This window comes from Bradyrhizobium vignae, from assembly GCF_900324035.1.
Classification (GTDB): Bacteria; Pseudomonadota; Alphaproteobacteria; order Rhizobiales; family Xanthobacteraceae; genus Bradyrhizobium; species Bradyrhizobium vignae.
The window spans coordinates 5,657,267-5,672,484 of record NZ_LS398110.1; the positions used below are offsets into that span (position 1 = coordinate 5,657,267).

General features: G+C 63.3%; 15 protein-coding genes. 10 read left to right on the plus strand and 5 right to left on the minus strand.

Features of this window, described 5'->3' with window-relative positions; genetic code table 11:
* The first annotated feature begins 48 nt into the window (after positions 1-48).
* The gene (locus BRAD3257_RS27420; RefSeq protein WP_244607699.1) at positions 49-1,095 is read left to right on the plus strand and encodes an efflux RND transporter periplasmic adaptor subunit; all 1,047 of its coding nucleotides are present in this window, start codon (positions 49-51) and stop codon (positions 1,093-1,095) included.
* Positions 1,095-4,184: an efflux RND transporter permease subunit gene (locus BRAD3257_RS27425; RefSeq protein WP_122404477.1), complete on the plus strand. Its 3,090-nt coding sequence runs from the start codon at positions 1,095-1,097 to the stop codon at positions 4,182-4,184. Before BRAD3257_RS27420 ends, BRAD3257_RS27425 begins: the two co-directional genes overlap by 1 nt.
* A gap of 231 nt (positions 4,185-4,415) precedes the next feature.
* On the opposite strand, the gene BRAD3257_RS27430 is transcribed toward BRAD3257_RS27425, so the two are convergent.
* Positions 4,416-5,105: an IclR family transcriptional regulator gene (locus BRAD3257_RS27430; RefSeq protein ID WP_122404478.1), complete on the minus strand. Its 690-nt coding sequence runs from the start codon at positions 5,103-5,105 to the stop codon at positions 4,416-4,418.
* A 163-nt stretch (positions 5,106-5,268) separates the two neighbouring features.
* Between BRAD3257_RS27430 and BRAD3257_RS27435 the strand changes: the two genes are divergently transcribed.
* The 6 genes from BRAD3257_RS27435 to BRAD3257_RS27460 are packed head-to-tail and all read left to right on the plus strand — an operon-like array spanning position 5,269 to position 10,932.
* Positions 5,269-6,057 carry an ABC transporter ATP-binding protein gene (locus BRAD3257_RS27435; RefSeq protein ID WP_122404479.1) on the plus strand — a complete coding sequence of 263 codons (789 nt, stop codon included), beginning with the start codon at positions 5,269-5,271 and terminating at the stop codon, positions 6,055-6,057.
* Positions 6,041-6,814, plus strand: a complete 774-nt coding sequence (locus tag BRAD3257_RS27440; protein WP_122404480.1) for an ABC transporter permease — start codon at positions 6,041-6,043, stop codon at positions 6,812-6,814. The genes BRAD3257_RS27435 and BRAD3257_RS27440 overlap by 17 nt, the downstream gene beginning before the upstream one ends.
* Positions 6,815-6,845: 31 nt before the next feature.
* Complete coding sequence (locus BRAD3257_RS27445; protein ID WP_122404481.1) at positions 6,846-7,868, plus strand: ABC transporter substrate-binding protein; 1,023 nt, start codon at positions 6,846-6,848, stop codon at positions 7,866-7,868.
* 40 nt (positions 7,869-7,908) lie between these two features.
* Positions 7,909-9,150, plus strand: a complete 1,242-nt coding sequence (locus BRAD3257_RS27450) for a CaiB/BaiF CoA transferase family protein (RefSeq protein ID WP_122404482.1) — start codon at positions 7,909-7,911, stop codon at positions 9,148-9,150.
* A 58-nt stretch (positions 9,151-9,208) separates the two neighbouring features.
* On the plus strand, positions 9,209-10,039 hold the full coding sequence (locus BRAD3257_RS27455) for a citryl-CoA lyase (RefSeq protein ID WP_122404483.1): 831 nt from the start codon (positions 9,209-9,211) through the stop codon (positions 10,037-10,039).
* Positions 10,036-10,932, plus strand: coding sequence for an SMP-30/gluconolactonase/LRE family protein (locus tag BRAD3257_RS27460; protein WP_174221594.1), 897 nt, complete (start codon positions 10,036-10,038; stop codon positions 10,930-10,932). The genes BRAD3257_RS27455 and BRAD3257_RS27460 overlap by 4 nt, the downstream gene beginning before the upstream one ends.
* A gap of 772 nt (positions 10,933-11,704) precedes the next feature.
* On the opposite strand, the gene BRAD3257_RS27470 is transcribed toward BRAD3257_RS27460, so the two are convergent.
* Complete coding sequence (locus tag BRAD3257_RS27470; RefSeq protein WP_122404486.1) at positions 11,705-12,031, minus strand: hypothetical protein; 327 nt, start codon at positions 12,029-12,031, stop codon at positions 11,705-11,707.
* Positions 12,032-12,424: 393 nt separating this feature from the next.
* Here BRAD3257_RS27470 and BRAD3257_RS27475 point away from each other — a divergent pair, with 393 nt between their 5' ends.
* A complete protein-coding gene (locus BRAD3257_RS27475) occupies positions 12,425-13,606 on the plus strand; it encodes a MobA/MobL family protein (RefSeq protein WP_122404487.1) in 1,182 nt (393 codons plus the stop codon).
* Positions 13,591-13,764: a hypothetical protein gene (locus tag BRAD3257_RS39805; protein ID WP_160118847.1), complete on the plus strand. Its 174-nt coding sequence runs from the start codon at positions 13,591-13,593 to the stop codon at positions 13,762-13,764. Before BRAD3257_RS27475 ends, BRAD3257_RS39805 begins: the two co-directional genes overlap by 16 nt.
* A 108-nt stretch (positions 13,765-13,872) precedes the next feature.
* Here BRAD3257_RS39805 and BRAD3257_RS27480 read toward each other — a convergent pair whose 3' ends face one another.
* Genes BRAD3257_RS27480 through BRAD3257_RS27485 form a run of 3 tightly spaced genes read right to left on the minus strand, consistent with a single transcriptional unit; the run spans position 13,873 to position 15,216 of the window.
* On the minus strand, positions 13,873-14,502 hold the full coding sequence (locus BRAD3257_RS27480) for an NAD(P)-dependent oxidoreductase (protein WP_197711506.1): 630 nt from the start codon (positions 14,500-14,502) through the stop codon (positions 13,873-13,875).
* A complete protein-coding gene (locus BRAD3257_RS40630; RefSeq protein WP_197711507.1) occupies positions 14,499-14,654 on the minus strand; it encodes a hypothetical protein in 156 nt (51 codons plus the stop codon). Before BRAD3257_RS40630 ends, BRAD3257_RS27480 begins: the two co-directional genes overlap by 4 nt.
* A 46-nt stretch (positions 14,655-14,700) precedes the next feature.
* The gene (locus BRAD3257_RS27485) at positions 14,701-15,216 is read right to left on the minus strand and encodes a molybdopterin cofactor-binding domain-containing protein (protein WP_197711508.1); all 516 of its coding nucleotides are present in this window, start codon (positions 15,214-15,216) and stop codon (positions 14,701-14,703) included.
* Between the last annotated feature and the right edge of the window lie 2 nt (positions 15,217-15,218).

Genomic DNA, 15,218 nt, shown 5'->3' on the forward strand with positions numbered 1-15,218 from the left:
AGGAGAACTCCAATGTCGCTTCGTCGACAAACGCTGTTGCTTGCCTGCATGCTGCCGCTCGCGGCATGCAACGATACCGCGCCAAACGCGCCGGAAGTAAGGGCCGTTCGCACCGTCGTGATCGATCCCAAGCCGCTCGATGACGACCGCCGGTCCGTCGGCGAAATCAAGCCGCGTTATGAGAGCGAGCTCGGCTTCCGCGTGGCCGGCAAGATGGTGGCGCGCAGCGTCGATGTCGGCGCGGCCGTCAGAAAGGGTGATGTCCTGGCGCGGCTCGAAGAACAGGATTACCGCAACAAGCTAAAGTCGGCGGAGGCGGACCTCGCGGCGGCCGAAGCGGTCCTGGTGGAGGCACAGAGCACGGAGGAGCGGCAACGGCAGCTCCTTACCACCGGCACCACCACGCGCGCACTGTACGATTCGGCGCTGAAGAACTTCCGTTCCGCCGAGGCCAGGAGGGATCAGGCGCTGACCTCCGTCGAGATGGCCCGGGACCAGCTCGCCTATACCGAACTGCACGCCGAATTTGACGGCGTCGTCACCGCCGTTGGCGCCGAAGCCGGCCAGGTCGTGAACAGTGGACACATGATCGTGCGCGTGGCGCGGCCCAACGACAAGGATGCGGTCTTCGCAGTGGCCGAAGCCGCCTTTCGGCTCGGCAGCGAACGGCGCGAGCCCAGCCGGGTCGTGGTTCTGCTGCTGAGCAACGCCGCAGTGACGGCCGAAGGTGTGGTGCGCGAGGTTTCTCCGATTGCCGATCCCGCCACGCGCACCTATCAGGTCAAGGTGACGCTTGCAGACGCGCCGGAGCAGATGCGCTTCGGCGGCAGTGTGGTCGGCCGGATCAAGGCCTCGACCACGCCGGTCGTCGTGCTGCCAGGCAGCGCGCTGTTCGACAAGAATGGGACGCCGGCGGTGTGGATCGTCGATCCCGTGGGTCAATCGGTGCAGCTCAAGACGGTGAGCGTCGAGCGCTATGAGACCGACCGGGTCATTCTCAAGGACGGGCTGAACAAGGGTGACATCGTCGTGACTGCCGGCGTCAACCGCCTTCGCGATGGCCAGAAGGTTCGTCTTGCTGGGGGAGACGCGTGATGGAGGGCTTCAATCTTTCCGACTGGGCACTGCGCCACAAGAGCTTCGTCATTTACCTGATGTTCGTCGCCGCGGTCGCCGGTCTGTGGGCTTATGGCAAGCTCGGGCGCGAGGAAGACCCTCCCTTCACGATCAAGACCATGGTGGTGAAGACGCTATGGCCGGGCGCCACCACAACCGAGACGCTGGAGCAGGTCACCGACCGGATCGAAAAGAAGCTTGAGGAAGTCCCCAACCTCGACTTCGTCCGCAGCTACACCAAGCCCGGCGAATCCGTGGTGTTCGTCAATCTGAAGGACACGGTGAGCGGCCAGGCCGTGCAGCCGCTTTGGTACCAGGTTCGCAAGAAGATCGACGACATCAGGGCTACCCTTCCCTCCGGCATCGCAGGTCCATTCTTCAACGACGAGTTCGGAGACACTTATGCGCTGATCTTCGCGCTGACCTCGGACGGATTCAGCCATCGCGAGTTGCACGATATCGCCAATCGGTTGCGCGCGGACCTCCTGCGGGTGCGCGACGTCGCCAAGGTCGAGCTCGTCGGCGTGCAGGACGAGAAGATCTATCTGGAATTCTCCACCCAGCAGATCGCGGCGCTCGGGCTCGATTCAAATTCGCTGGTGCAGGCCCTGCAGACCCAGAACGCGTTGGTGCCAAGCGGCACGGTTGATGCGGGGCCGGAGCGGATCGCCGTGCGCGTCTCCGGCAGCTTCACCTCTGAGGAGGCCCTCAAGGAGATCAATTTCCGCTTCCAAGATCGGTTTTTCCGCCTGACCGACATCGCCACAGTCCGGCGCGACTATGCCGAGCCCGCGCAACCCATGTTCCGCTTCGACGGCCAGCCCGCGATCGGGCTCGCCATCTCGATGGCCGCGGGAGGCGACGTGCTGGCGCTGGGGCATAACGTCAAGGAGCGCGCCGCGGAGCTTGCGCGCGACCTGCCTGTCGGCGTCGACCTGCATCTGGTCGCCGACCAACCGGCGATTGTGCATGAGGCGGTCGGCGAGTTCACCGAGAGTCTGATGGAAGCGATCGCGATCGTGCTTGCGGTGAGCTTCCTCGCGCTCGGCTGGCGGCCGGGTATCGTGGTCGCGATCGCGATCCCGCTGGTGCTTGCCATCACCTTCGTTGCGATGAAGTTCGCCGGAATCTCGCTGCAGCGGATTTCGCTCGGCGCGTTGATCATCGCGCTCGGCCTGCTCGTCGACGACGCCATGATCGCGGTCGAGATGATGATCACCAAGATGGAGGAAGGCCACGACAAGATAAAGGCCGCCACCTTCACCTATACGTCCACGGCCTTCCCGATGCTGACGGGAACGCTGGTGACGATCGTCGGCTTCGTGCCGGTCGGCTTCGCGCAAAGCGGCGCCGGTGAATATTGCTTCTCGCTGTTCGCCGTCGTCGGCATCGCGCTGCTCGTCTCCTGGCTGGTGGCGGTGCTGTTCACGCCATTGACGGGTGTCGCCATCCTGCCGGACAAGCTCGCCGGACACGGCCAGCACGGCGCATCGTGGTTCTCGCAGCAGTTCCGCGCCGCGCTCGACCTCGCGCTGCGCCACAAGTGGGTCGTGCTGGGTGCGGCGGCTATTCTCTTCGTATGCTCGGTCGGCGCCATGCGGTTCGTTCCGCAGCAATTCTTCCCGAAGTCGGACCGTGCCGAACTGCTGGTCGACCTGACCTTGCCGCATGGCGCCTCGCTGGAGGCGACCCAGAAGGTTGCGGCCCGGGTTGAAGATCTGCTCAAGGCCGATCCCGACGTCGAGCGCTGGAGCTTTTACGTCGGTCAGGGCGCGATCCGCTTCTATCTGCCGCTCGACCAGCAGTTGGCCAACGATCATTTCGCGCAGGCGGTCGTGGTGACCAAGGGAGCGAAGGTACGGGGCAACGTCGTGGCACGCCTCGAAAAGGCGTTCGCGACCGACTTCGACGCGCTGATGGCGCGCGTGACCCCGCTCGAACTCGGCCCGCCCGTGGGCTGGCCGCTGAAGTTTCGCGTCAGCGGTCCGGATCCGGACAAGACGCGGGAGCTGGCGCAGTCTTTTGCGCAGGTGCTCGGCAAGAACCCGAACACGCGCAACATCAACTACGACTGGAACGAGAATGCCAAGGTCATCAAGGTCGATGTCGACCAGGACCGCGCGCGGGCGCTCGGCATCAGCTCGCAGCAACTGTCGAACAACATCAATGCGGTGCTCTCGGGAACGCGGATCACGCAGTTGCGCGACAGCGTCTACCTGATCGACATCGTCGCCCGCGCCGTGCCTGAGGAACGCGCCAAGCTCGAAACGTTACGCAATCTCATGATCGGCGCGCCGGGCGGACGCCATGTTCCGCTGGAGCAGATCGCGACCCTCTCCTATCAGCTCGAACCGCCCCTGATCTGGCGGCGCCAGCGGTTGCCGACCGTCACCGTGCAGGCCGAGGTCGCGCCGGGCATCGAGGCCGCCGCCGTCGCCAGCCAGCTTGCGCCGGCAATCGAGCAATTCCGCACCCGGTTGCCCGCCGGCTACAAGGTGGCGCTCGGCGGCGTGATCGAGGACAGCGCGAAGGCACGGGCGAGCATTGCCGTCGCTGTGCCGCTGATGCTGTTCCTGATGGCAACCATCCTGATGGTGCAACTGATGAGCATCCAGCGCCTCGTGCTGGTGTTCCTCACCGCACCGCTGGCGTTGATTGGAGTGGCCGGCGCATTGCTGATCTCGCGGGCGCCGCTGGGTTTCGTGGCGATCCTCGGCATCATTTCGCTGATCGGCATGGTGATCCGCAATTCGGTGATCCTGATTTCACAGATCGACCAGCATATCGCCGACGGCGAGCATCCCTGGTCCGCCGTCATCAGCGCCACGGAACACCGCCTGCGGCCAATCCTGCTCACGGCGGCCGCGGCCATCCTCGGCATGATCCCGATCGCGCCGACGGTGTTCTGGGGCCCGATGGCCTATGCCGTGATGGGCGGCCTCGTGGTGGCGACCCTGCTTACGCTGGTTTACCTGCCGGCGCTTTATGTCGCCTGGTTCAGGATCGAGCCGCAGCGGGACGAAGCCGCCCCGGCGCAGCGTGCCGAGCTCGCACTGGCAACCTCATGAAAAACAACGCAACAGATGCCGGAGACCATCATGAACAACCATCGCGTACATCTCCTGCACGGGCAATCAAAATCAGTTTGATTATTCAACGATTGCAGTGCGCGTTTGGAAAAAATGCCGGAAATCCGCTCTAGCAGTTTCAATAGGTTGGCAGTCGTTTCCAGATGAGACCAGCTCTCGCAGTAGGAACAGTTCCGGGTAAGGGATGCGGGGGAATAGCAGACACGGCGGTTACCCTTCGCTTGCGGGCAATAGCTCGGCGAGCGTCTGCGCCTCCAACTTGAGCGCGCTCAGTGCGGTCTTCTGCGCCTGCGCGTCGAAGCGGGTCCGGATGGCTGAAACCGACAGCGCACCGCGCAATTTGCCCTGGCCGTCAATGAGTGGCACCGCGGCGGCCGCGACCTCCGGATCGCGCTCGCCGAGCGAGACGTAATAGCCCTGCGCCAGCACCTTCTTCCGGCTCGCCGCTATGCCATCGCCGTAGGCCGTGAGCACATGCCCGGCTGCGCCACGATCGAGCGGCAGTCGTTGCCCCTCGTCGAGATGATGCCTGACGGCGCGCGGCGAGTTTACGCGGTAAAGGCAGATGCGCTCGTTGCCGTCACGAATATAGAACGACGCCGTTTCTCCAGTGGCCTCGACCAGCCGGCGCAACGTCGGCCGAACGAGATCACCGAGATCCAGGCTCTGGCGATATAGCGAGCCTAGGCGCCAGAGCTCCGGCCCCGGTCGGTACAGTCGATCATCGCCGCGCGTCAGGAAACCGCCCTCTTCCAGAGTCGCTGCGAGCCGCAGCACGGTGCTCTTGTAGAGATCGGTCGCAGTCGCGAGCTCGGTCAGAGTCATTTCCCGACGCTCAGGCCCGAACGTCTTGAGAATGGCGAGCGCGCGCGCCACGGCATCCACACCAGTCTTGGTCATCTGCCATCCTGTTCTACTGTACAGAACCAGTATTCACAAATTGCGGCCAAGCGCAACAAACGGCGAATTGGATCGGTTCTCTAGGACAGAACAGTCTTGACTCCTCGCCCTCGGCATGATTTGAAAGTTTCACATAACAGAATTAGTTCTACGGAGTGAAACAATGGAAGGGCATGCAACAGCCGTTGATTTGCGTGACGTGATGATCCGCTTCGGCGAGTTCACCGCCGTCAAAAGCATGGACCTAACGGTCGGCGAGACCGAGTTCGTCGCGGTGGTCGGGCCGACCGGTTGCGGCAAGTCCACCATTCTCAACACCGTCACCGGGCTGCTGAAGCCTGCCGCCGGCGACGTTCGTATCTTCGGCAAGCCGCTCGCCGGGCTGAACGATCAATCCGGCTACATGCTGCAACAGGAAGGATTGCTGCCCTGGAAGACTGCGCAGGACAATGTCGGCCTCGGGCTCGTGTTTCAGGGCAGGTCGGTCGAGGAGGCGCGCGAGCGCGCGCGGCCGTGGCTTGCCAAGGTTGGGCTAAGGGGATTCGAGGAACGCTATCCGCATCAGCTCTCCGGTGGTCAGCGCAAGCGCGTTGCGATGGCTCAGACGCTGATCATGGAGCCGCGGATCGTACTGATGGACGAACCGTTCTCGGCGCTCGACGTCCATACAAGACGGCTGATGCACCGCATCCTGCTCGATCTCTGGCAGGCCGACCGCCGCTCGCTGATCTTCATCACCCACGATCTCGACGAGGCGATCACGCTCGCCGATCGAGTCGTTGTGATGTCGGCGGGGCCTGCGAGCCGCATGGTCGGCGACGTCAGGATCACCCTGCCCCGGCCGCGCGACGTCTCCGCGCTGCAGACCACCGACGAATTCGTCGCCCTCTACCGCGAGATATGGTCGCTGCTCGGCGCCGAAGTGGAGAAGAGCTATGCAACGCAAAAGTAAGATCGTTCTCACCCAGGTCGCGATCGTGCTCGCGTTGCTGCTCGCCTGGGAGCTCGGCGTGCGGGCTGGCCTGATCGATTCATTCTTCTTCCCGGCACCCTCGGCCCTGATCGCACGAATCAAGGAGTGGATCTCGACGCCGGATTTTTGGACTGATGTCGGCATCACGTTGCTGGAGACCGTGCTGTCCTTTGCGGTCGGCATTGGGATCGGGACCGCGCTCGGCATCTGGCTCGGCCTTAGCCCGTTTGCCGCCGACGTCGTGCAACCCTTCATCAAGATGTTCAATGCGATCCCGCGCATCCTGCTCGGGCCCATCTTCGTGATCTGGTTCGGCCTCGGCTTGACCTCGAAGGTCGCGCTCGGCGTCACGCTGGTGCTGTTCGTCGCCTTCTTCAACACCTTCCAGGGGGTGCGCGAAGTCAACCCGATTGTCCTTGCCAACGCCCGCCTGCTGCGGGCGTCGAAGTCCTCGCTGCTTCGTCACGTCTATTTGCCGTCGGCCACGACCTGGATCCTGTCCAGCCTCCGCGTTTCGGTCGGCATGGCCGTAATGGGCGCGGTGGTCGCCGAATATCTCGGTTCATCCGCGGGCCTAGGGCACCTGATTGCACAGGCCGAAGGCGTGCTCGACGCCACCGGCGTGTTCGCAGGGATCGTCGTGCTCTCGGTCTTCGTCGTGGCGCTCGACGCCATGGTCGACCGGGTCGAACGCCGCCTGCTGGTCTGGCGCCCGTCCCCCGCTCACGAATCCTGATTTGCACAACAGCTTCCCTGGAGAAATCACCATGCGCGTCCTGACACGACTGATGTTCGGAATCGCCTTCGCCGGTCTCGCGATCGCATCCGCTCATGCTGCGGAGCCCGAGAAGACCAAGCTGAAGATCGCGGTCGGCTCCCAGATCCTCAACTACATGCCGCTGGAGCTCGGCGTGAAGCTCGGCAACTTCAGGCAGGAGGGGGTCGACGTCACCGTCGAGAACTTTCAGGCCGGCGGCTCGAAGGCGCTGCAGGCACTGATCGGCGGCTCGGTCGATGGCACCGTCGGCTTCTACGACCATACCATCCAGATGCAGGCGCAGGGCAAGGAGATCTCCTGCGTGTTCCTGCTCAACGACACTCCGGGCGTGTTGATCGGGGTACGCAGCGACCTCGCCGACAAGGTCAAGACAGGCGCCGACCTGAAGGGGCTGAAACTCGGCATCACGGCACCGGGCTCATCGACCGACACCATGGCGCGCTACTACATCAAGAAAGCCGGGCTCGGCCCGCGCGACGTCAACATCATCGCGGTCGGCAGCGGCGCGCCGGGTATGGTTGCGCTCGAGGCGAAGAACATCGACGCGCTGGTCTACTTCGACCCCATCGCCACGATGCTCGCGCGCAAGAAGGCCGCCGTGCCGCTGTTCGACGCCCGCACCCACGAGGGTTCGAAGCAGGCGTTCGGTGGTACCTATCCGACCGCCTGCCTTTACCTGCAGCAATCCTTCATCGACAAAAATCCGGAGACAGTGCAACGGCTCGTCAACGCCTTGCTGAAAACCCATCGTTGGATCAATTCGGTGCCGACTGAACAATTGGTCGAGGCGATCCCCGCCGGGTACAAGACCGACAATACCGAGATCAGCATGGAGATCCTCAAGGCGTCGAAGGATCTATTCTCGCAGACCGGACTGATGGACCCGGAGTCCGCGAAAGTGCCGCTCGCTGTCCTCAGCGACTACGATCCGAAGATCGCTGCCGCGAAGATCGACCTCACCAAGACCTTCACAAACAAGTTCGTCGAGCGGGCGGCACGGCAATTGAAGTGACGCCGCGCCGCGGCTCGCCCTATCTTCCGGAGTTGATCAAATGTCCCTGCCGCTTTCCGGCGTTCGTGTCCTCGACCTTTCAAACGTGCTGGCCGGCCCGTTCTGCGGTTATCACCTCGCCCGGCTCGGCGCCGAGGTGATCAAGATCGAGAATCCCAAGGGCGGCGATCTTGCGCGCCGGCTCGGCGCCGACCCCAGAATGTCGGAGCGCCTCCAGGGGCTGTCGTTCGTCGCCGTCAATGCCGGCAAGCAGTCGGTGGCGATCGATCTGAAATCGAAGGATGGCAAGGAGGTTTTCCTGCGCCTCGTCGCCACTGCCGATGTCGTGCTGGAGAATTTCCGGCCCAAGGTGATGGAGCGGCTCGGGCTCGGATTCGAGACGCTCGCAAAGCACAATTCGCGCCTGATCTATTGCGCGATTTCCGGCTTTGGGCAGACCGGCCCCTGGGCCGGACGTCCCGCTTATGACCAGATCGTGCAGGGCCTGTCGGGCGCGATGAGCGTAACCGGGGATGCGCGCTCCGCGCCGCTGCGCACCGGCTTTCCGATCTCGGATACTATCGCGGGTCTGACTGCGGCTTTCGCCATCGCCGCGGCGCTGGTCGAGCAGCGCCAGACCGGCCGCGGCCGATTCATCGATGTCTCGCTGCTGGAAGCCACGATCGCGGCGATGGGATGGGTGGTCTCGAACCATCTCAATGCCGGCATCGATCCGCTGCCGATGGGCAATGAGAACTTCACCGCGGCACCTTCTGGCACTTTCAGAACCGCGACCGGGCCGCTCAACATCGCCGCCAACGAGCAGAAGCAATATGAGACCCTCTGCAACCTGATCGGGCGGCCGGAACTGAAATCCGATCCTCGCTTTGCCGACCGTCAGGCACGCAAGACCAACCGGAGCGCGCTCAGCGAAGAGTTGAACCGCGCGCTTTCGGCACGGCCCGCCGAGGAGTGGGAGGCAGAGTTCAATGCGGCCGGCGTGCCGGCCGGATGCGTGCTCAAGGTCGCCGACGTCCTCGCCGAAGCGCAGGTTGTTGGACGCCGTTTCATCGAAACGCTGCCGGCCGCACGCGGCGATGGCGAGGCGTTGCGCGTGACGCGGCCGGGCTTTCGCCTGGAAGACGAGTTTCCCTCGCCGCCTGCGCCGCCCGCGCTCGGCGCCGATACCGTGCTCTGGATGGCACGCCTCGGCTATTCGCAGGAGGACACCGAGCGCCTCGTGTTGAACGGGGCCATCGGCCTCCCGTCGACGGCGGACACCGTCCCGAAAAGAAGCGCCTAACGTGTCCCGCACCCCCTCGCCGACCAGGCCGGCAGGACAGTGAAATAAAGGATCGACGATGACCGACGCATCGACACTGGAGCAGGCCGCCGCGCATTGGTGGCGGACCTCGATCTGCGACATTGCCCCCGGGCGCATCGCTTTTCGAGGCTATCCAATCGAGGAATTGATCGGCCGCATCTCGTTTCCGGCGATGATCTGGCTGATGTTGCGCGGCGAGCTGCCGACGCCGCAGCAGGAAAAGCTGCTGCAGGCCGCGCTCGTCGCATCTGTCGACCATGGACCGCATGCGCCCTCGATCGCGATCGCGCAGATGGCGGTGAGCTGCGGGTTGCCGCTGAACGGCGCGATGGCATCAGCGATCAACACCCTCGATGACGTGCATGGCGGCGCCGGTGAGCAGGCCATCGAACTCTATGACGACGTGCTTCGCCGCAGCCGCGGACAGGATATCGACGCAGCCGCGGCAGCCGCCATCGATGACTTCATCGCGACGCGCAGCAAATACCTGCCCGGCTTCGGCCATCGCTTTCATCCAGTCGATCCGCGCGCGGCGCCGCTTCTGGCACTGGTGGATGCAGCGGTCGCAGCCGGCAGCGTCGACGGGCAGTATGCCAAGACGGCGCGTGCCATCGAAGGCGTGCTGCAGCAACGCAAGGGCAGGCTCATTCCGATGAACATCGATGGCGCCACCGCGGTGATCTATGGCGAGCTCGGATTCGCCGCGCCGCTGGCCCGGGGCATCTTCTGCCTGTCGCGCGCCGTCGGTATTCTGTCCCATGCCTGGGAGCAGACCGGCCGCAAGGACCGCAACAAGGGTCCGATGCCCAAGCTATTTGGCTACGAATATGAGGGCCAGCAGCGCCGCCATCTGGATGTCGCGCCATGATGTATCTGGAGCAGCCACCGAAGCTCGTCCCGACGCGGCTATTCTCGGCCATGCCGGATGAATTCCGTCGCCGCGGCGTGCGCTCCGCCTGGGCGGATGCCAACAAGGGCGGCGCACCCGTCGACTGCTTCATCGAGGGGCCGGCGTTCGATGGCTGCGGCAATCTCTACGTCGTCGACATCCCGTTCGGACGCATCTTCCGGATTTCGCCCGAGGGAACCTGGTCCCTCTTCCTTGAGTATGACGGCTGGCCCAACGGGCTGAAGATTGCCCCTGATGGCCGCATGCTGGTCGCCGATTACATGAACGGCTTGATGGAGGTCGATGCGCAAGCGGGCGCGATCCGACCCCTGCTGCGGCATCGCAATTCGGAATCGTTCAGGGGATGCAACGATCTTCACATCGCTTCCAACGGCGACGTCTACTTCACCGATCAGGGGCAGACGGGGTTGCATGATCCGACGGGCCGCGTCTATCGCCTGCGTCCGGATGGTCGGCTGGACTGCCTGATCGCAAATGGACCAAGCCCCAACGGTCTCGTGCTCGATCGCGAAGAAGCGGTTCTTTTCGTCGCGATGACACGCGACAATAGCATCTGGCGCGTTCCACTGACGAATGATGGAGGAGTCGCAAAAGTCGGGCGGTTCAGCTCTTTCTTCGGAACTAGCGGCCCTGACGGGTTGACGATGGACTCCAATGGTCGTCTCTTCGTAGCCCACGCCTCGCTCGGTCATGTCTTTGTCATGCAGGGCAATGGCGAATGCATTGGCCGCATCAAATCCTGCGCGGGTCCGAGCTGTACCAACGTCGGACTGAATGCCGCTGGCGATACATTGGCAATAACCGAATCGTCGACGGGTTCAATACTTCTCGCCGAGATTGCCCATGTTTGATTCTTCTCGGCAGGTTCAGCTTTCTTCTCGTTGCAAGGCCCGGACCGGTGGACCTACCCGAGCGCGCTGTTGGTGAAGCGAAGCAATTGCCGAACGGAAAAGCTCATCATTCGAGTACTTGTCCGTTTTGCTCGCTGCAACATCCTATTCTACGATGGCACGTAGCGAAGCTGCACCGAAAAGTCTGCACGGCATATGCTGAGATGAAAGCCATGGAGATCGGGACCACCCGCAGCGCCATAACCATCTCCGTTTCCAAACGCACCCCAAAGATTGGGCTGGAACGGAGCTACCTACATAACGAACTCAGCAGCTTGAGTGCTGGCTGGGGCGGGAGGGTACTCAGCCAGCCAACGCTCCACCGCAAACCACTGAAAGATCAGACAAATTCGGGCGACATCGAGCTGTGTGTAGCATCCACGTGCGACATCATCAAGAGCGCCAAATGATCCGCGCCATGAACTGCGCGGCCACGATGAAGATCCCGTCAACGACACCGCAATCGGCAACACGACGTGGCGTCGGATAGCTGCGCTTGTTGGCGCTCACAATGATCAGGAAGACGCCGTCAGGCCGATAGCGCTGACGATTGGCGCGGCAGCAGGCTCCGCCTTGCGCCCTCGGCGATGGCCTTGACGTCCGCGGAAATGGGGGCAGGAAGCGCGGGGCCCTCAACCCGAAGGACCCCCTCAGGGAGCGGGACTAGCATGCAAGCGAACGTACACCACGACGTTGGCTGAAGGGCGTCTGGTCAAGCGACTTGCCAGGCGCGCTACGGCTCGAAGACGGTGCCGCGGAAGGCAGCGGCCTGCGCCGGGGTCAGATGGCCGCGCAGTTCGGCGCGGATCAGCTCAATCACCGCATCCGCCAACTGGCCCTGGCTGGCCAGATGCCACATCGCCCGCCCCACTTCGCCATCGCGAATGCCCTGCTCCCGCACCGAAGCGTCGCGCAGGCGGCGCTTGCCAACGGCGAGCTGACGGCGAGTAGCCGCAAGGCGTTCTTCCGCGATCTCGACCCGGCTGCGCGGCCGCTCGGGCGGGTTGGGATCTGTGTTTACCGCGGCATAGCTGAGCGGGCGGCGGGGGAAGGCAGACATGAAGGGCTCCTTGATGGGCTACCGGAGCAGCTCATTATCCAGCTGGACCGGTAAATCGGAAGCCCCCGCGTGAGGGATCATTTTGAAGACAGTGCCGGCGCCATTTCCCGAACGCCTCGACGGGATGGCAGGGCCCGATCTCAGGCTGTGGCGACCATGCCGGCGATCCTTTGGCAGCGGAACAGGCCCTGCCCGCTGCCATGCCAGGCGGGCCTCTACGCAAGGACAAAGGGTTGGCCCCTTGGGAGCAGGCTAGAGCCGATGTCCGACGGTCAGAGGCGCCTCCCCTGCCCCTTAAATTGCTGCGTGGTCGGTCCGCTTGGAGCTTGCTGCCGGTTGGCCTAGTTTGCCCGGCATCCAGAAACCGGCTTCATCTATACATCGGGTTGGCACATGATCGGTAGCCTCGGCTTCGATATGAGTTTGGTTCAACGCTCGCGAGGCGGGGATGCGCTGTGGCATTCCGCCTACGTGTGCGGCGGTACGGCGCGCCTCGCCGACGGCTCGGTCGTGGACTTTTCAAAACGAAATGACGTTATCGCCAGCTTCATCGTGAAGCCGGAAGGCATGCCGGCCTGGGCTGCAGAGTATGCGCAACTGTGGAAGCGTGCGGTCGCGGCGGAGAAGCGGGCCGATGCGCAGGAAGCCCGGCTCTTCGAGCTGACGATCCCTCGCGCTCTTCCAAGGAAGCATTGGGTGACGCTTGGTCGACACGTTGCCCGCACTCTTGCCGATCACGGCATGGTGGTACAAGTTGGCATTCACTGTCCGCTTGCATCCGACGGCGACATCAATCCGCACATCCACTTCATGGCCACCATGCGCGAGATCGTGGACGGCGAGTTTGCGCGCAAGAAGGCGCGCCACTGGAACAAGATTTTCCACGGCAATGCCAAAGCTTTCCGCCACAAAATGGCGGAGATCCTGAACGAGTTTTGTCGGATCGCAGGCGTGGACTACCGTGTCGATCCCCGCTCCAATGCCGAGCGCGGTCTGCCCCCGGCCGAAATCCGGCTGCCGCACTGGCATATCCTCCACTACAAGCGCACAGGGCAAAAGACCCGCGCGATGGAGCAGCGCGATGAGGAACGCGCTGCCCGCGCGAATGTCGCTCGCCTGGAAGCAGAGTGCCGCCAATTGGAGCGCGAACTCGAGGCAGCCCGGACGGATGCCTCTGCCGAGGAAATCGCCTCGGCCGCTCGGCCTCAGGTGGCCCGCGCCCTCCCCCAACCGCGCGCAATCCGCCCAGATCAGAATGCGGCATTCAACCGGGAGCCGCTCAGGCTGGTCGAATTTCCAATGGATCGACCCAAAATCCAGTTTGCGCCTGCCCCCATCGGTCTCCAGGAGGAGGTCCATAGCCGTCTGGCGCGCAATTCCAAACGACTTCGCGCATGCGCGTTGCTGCGCGTGTTCGTTGCAGCCGACAATCCGAACCAGGCGCGAAATGTCGATCGTGCGATCCAGTATTGTCATAGTGCCGTGACCAAGGCGTTGTGCGACAATTTGCGAACGCTCCATCGCGCCATCAGGCGGCGGAAGAACTCCAGGCGCTCGACTTGCTGGAGGCACTGACCGAACTCGATGCCGTCGCATGGTCGGGTGTCGAGCTCTCACGGTTCGAAAACGACCTCGACGCACTGATCATTCCGTATGGGCTTCTGTGGCAAGCCAAGGCGTCCAAACACTTGCGAGGTCTTGATCGCGGTGCCCACCAAAATCCGACAATCTAATACTAAGAAGATGAATTCAGACCACACATAGTGGCGATCTGCCGTCGGCGCAGATCGCGATCATGTCAGGGAAAAAGATTTGAAATAGCCGTGGGCGAACATCATCGGCTACTCGCCGGCTCCGCGAACCTTCACGTTGTTACGTTCCAGCACTCCCGGCATGGAATTTCCCTTCTGTGGAGGATTCGGTGGATGCAGCATAGCGCGCCGCGAGCTTGGTATGCTGTCCCGCCCCTGGACGCCCTGACGACGAATATTGGTGCCCATCAGCTGCAGGATCGGCGTCACGGCGGCAACATCGGCCTCCTCGCCGCCGATCATGATCGAGAGTTTGGCATCTCTCGCACCGATATCGCCACCGGAGACCGGCGCATCGATCGCGCCCGCGCCTCGCGCGCGCGCCGCGGCAGCGATGCGCTTGGCCAGCGAGGGACTCGAGGTGGTCATGTCGATCAGGATCGCACCGGGCCGCGCCTGCGCGATGATGCCGCGCGAGCTCAAATAGATCTCTTCCACGTCCTTCGGCAGGCCGACCATTGTGATCACCACGTCGGCTTTGGCCGCCGCTGAACCCGGATCGTCGTGCCAAGTCGCGCCACGCGCCAACAGACCTTCTGCCTTGGCTCGGGTGCGATTGTAGACATGCAGCGGATGGCCGGCGGCCAGGATGTGGCCCGCCATATGCGCGCCCATCAGGCCAAGGCCTATGAAGGCGACAGGGGCGCGGGGGTCGGTCATGTTTGCTCCTTGTTGGTCCTGCCGCGCAACAGCTCGCGCAGATACATTGGGCTTAGGGGCTGTCGATCGACGATGACGCCGAACGGCGCCAACGCGTCATTCACGGCGCTTGGCAGCACACCGAGCGCGCCCATCACGCCCCCTTCGGCCATCCCTTGCTGCCGGTCGCAGTGCGCCGGCTCGGGGTATGTTGCGAGATCACCTCGATCGGGGGAATTTCGACCGCCGTGGCCAAGAGATAGTCGGCAAAACTGCCGGTGCGATTCTGGCCGTCTCGTCGTAGATGACCTCTTCCAACAGCGCGCCGCTAATGCCCATCGCGATGGCGCCCTGCTGTTGACCGCGCACGATCGCAGGGTTGTAGACGGTGCCACAATCCTCAACGACCAGATAGCGATCGATCGCGACATGGCCGGTCTCCATGTCGACCCGCACCTCGCACGCGTGCGTTGAGTTGGAGAAGGTCATCGGCGGCGGATCATAGGCGCGATGCGCTTCGAGTCCCGGCTCCGTGCCCGGCGGCAGGCGCAGCGGATCGAGATATGCGAGGTGGGCAATATCGGCGAGCGAAAGCCCGGCATCCGTCCACACGCCACCGAGCCGACGCTCAACGCATCCTGCGCGCAGGCGCAGCTCGCTCGCGCTGTTGAGACGCAGATTGACGAAAGCAAGAAAGAAGCGTTGGCGGAATATGTAAATCCATCGCAGGAACATAA

Coding starts and splice junctions, on each gene's coding strand:
- BRAD3257_RS27420 (WP_244607699.1), top strand. CDS start 49: ATGCTGCCGCTCGCGGCATGCAACGATACCGCGCCAAACGCGCCGGAA.
- BRAD3257_RS27425 (WP_122404477.1), top strand. CDS start 1,095: ATGGAGGGCTTCAATCTTTCCGACTGGGCACTGCGCCACAAGAGCTTC.
- BRAD3257_RS27430 (WP_122404478.1), bottom strand. CDS start 5,105: ATGACCAAGACTGGTGTGGATGCCGTGGCGCGCGCGCTCGCCATTCTC.
- BRAD3257_RS27435 (WP_122404479.1), top strand. CDS start 5,269: ATGGAAGGGCATGCAACAGCCGTTGATTTGCGTGACGTGATGATCCGC.
- BRAD3257_RS27440 (WP_122404480.1), top strand. CDS start 6,041: ATGCAACGCAAAAGTAAGATCGTTCTCACCCAGGTCGCGATCGTGCTC.
- BRAD3257_RS27445 (WP_122404481.1), top strand. CDS start 6,846: ATGCGCGTCCTGACACGACTGATGTTCGGAATCGCCTTCGCCGGTCTC.
- BRAD3257_RS27450 (WP_122404482.1), top strand. CDS start 7,909: ATGTCCCTGCCGCTTTCCGGCGTTCGTGTCCTCGACCTTTCAAACGTG.
- BRAD3257_RS27455 (WP_122404483.1), top strand. CDS start 9,209: ATGACCGACGCATCGACACTGGAGCAGGCCGCCGCGCATTGGTGGCGG.
- BRAD3257_RS27460 (WP_174221594.1), top strand. CDS start 10,036: ATGATGTATCTGGAGCAGCCACCGAAGCTCGTCCCGACGCGGCTATTC.
- BRAD3257_RS27470 (WP_122404486.1), bottom strand. CDS start 12,031: ATGTCTGCCTTCCCCCGCCGCCCGCTCAGCTATGCCGCGGTAAACACA.
- BRAD3257_RS27475 (WP_122404487.1), top strand. CDS start 12,425: ATGATCGGTAGCCTCGGCTTCGATATGAGTTTGGTTCAACGCTCGCGA.
- BRAD3257_RS27480 (WP_197711506.1), bottom strand. CDS start 14,502: ATGACCGACCCCCGCGCCCCTGTCGCCTTCATAGGCCTTGGCCTGATG.
- BRAD3257_RS40630 (WP_197711507.1), bottom strand. CDS start 14,654: ATGGCCGAAGGGGGCGTGATGGGCGCGCTCGGTGTGCTGCCAAGCGCC.
- BRAD3257_RS27485 (WP_197711508.1), bottom strand. CDS start 15,216: ATGTTCCTGCGATGGATTTACATATTCCGCCAACGCTTCTTTCTTGCT.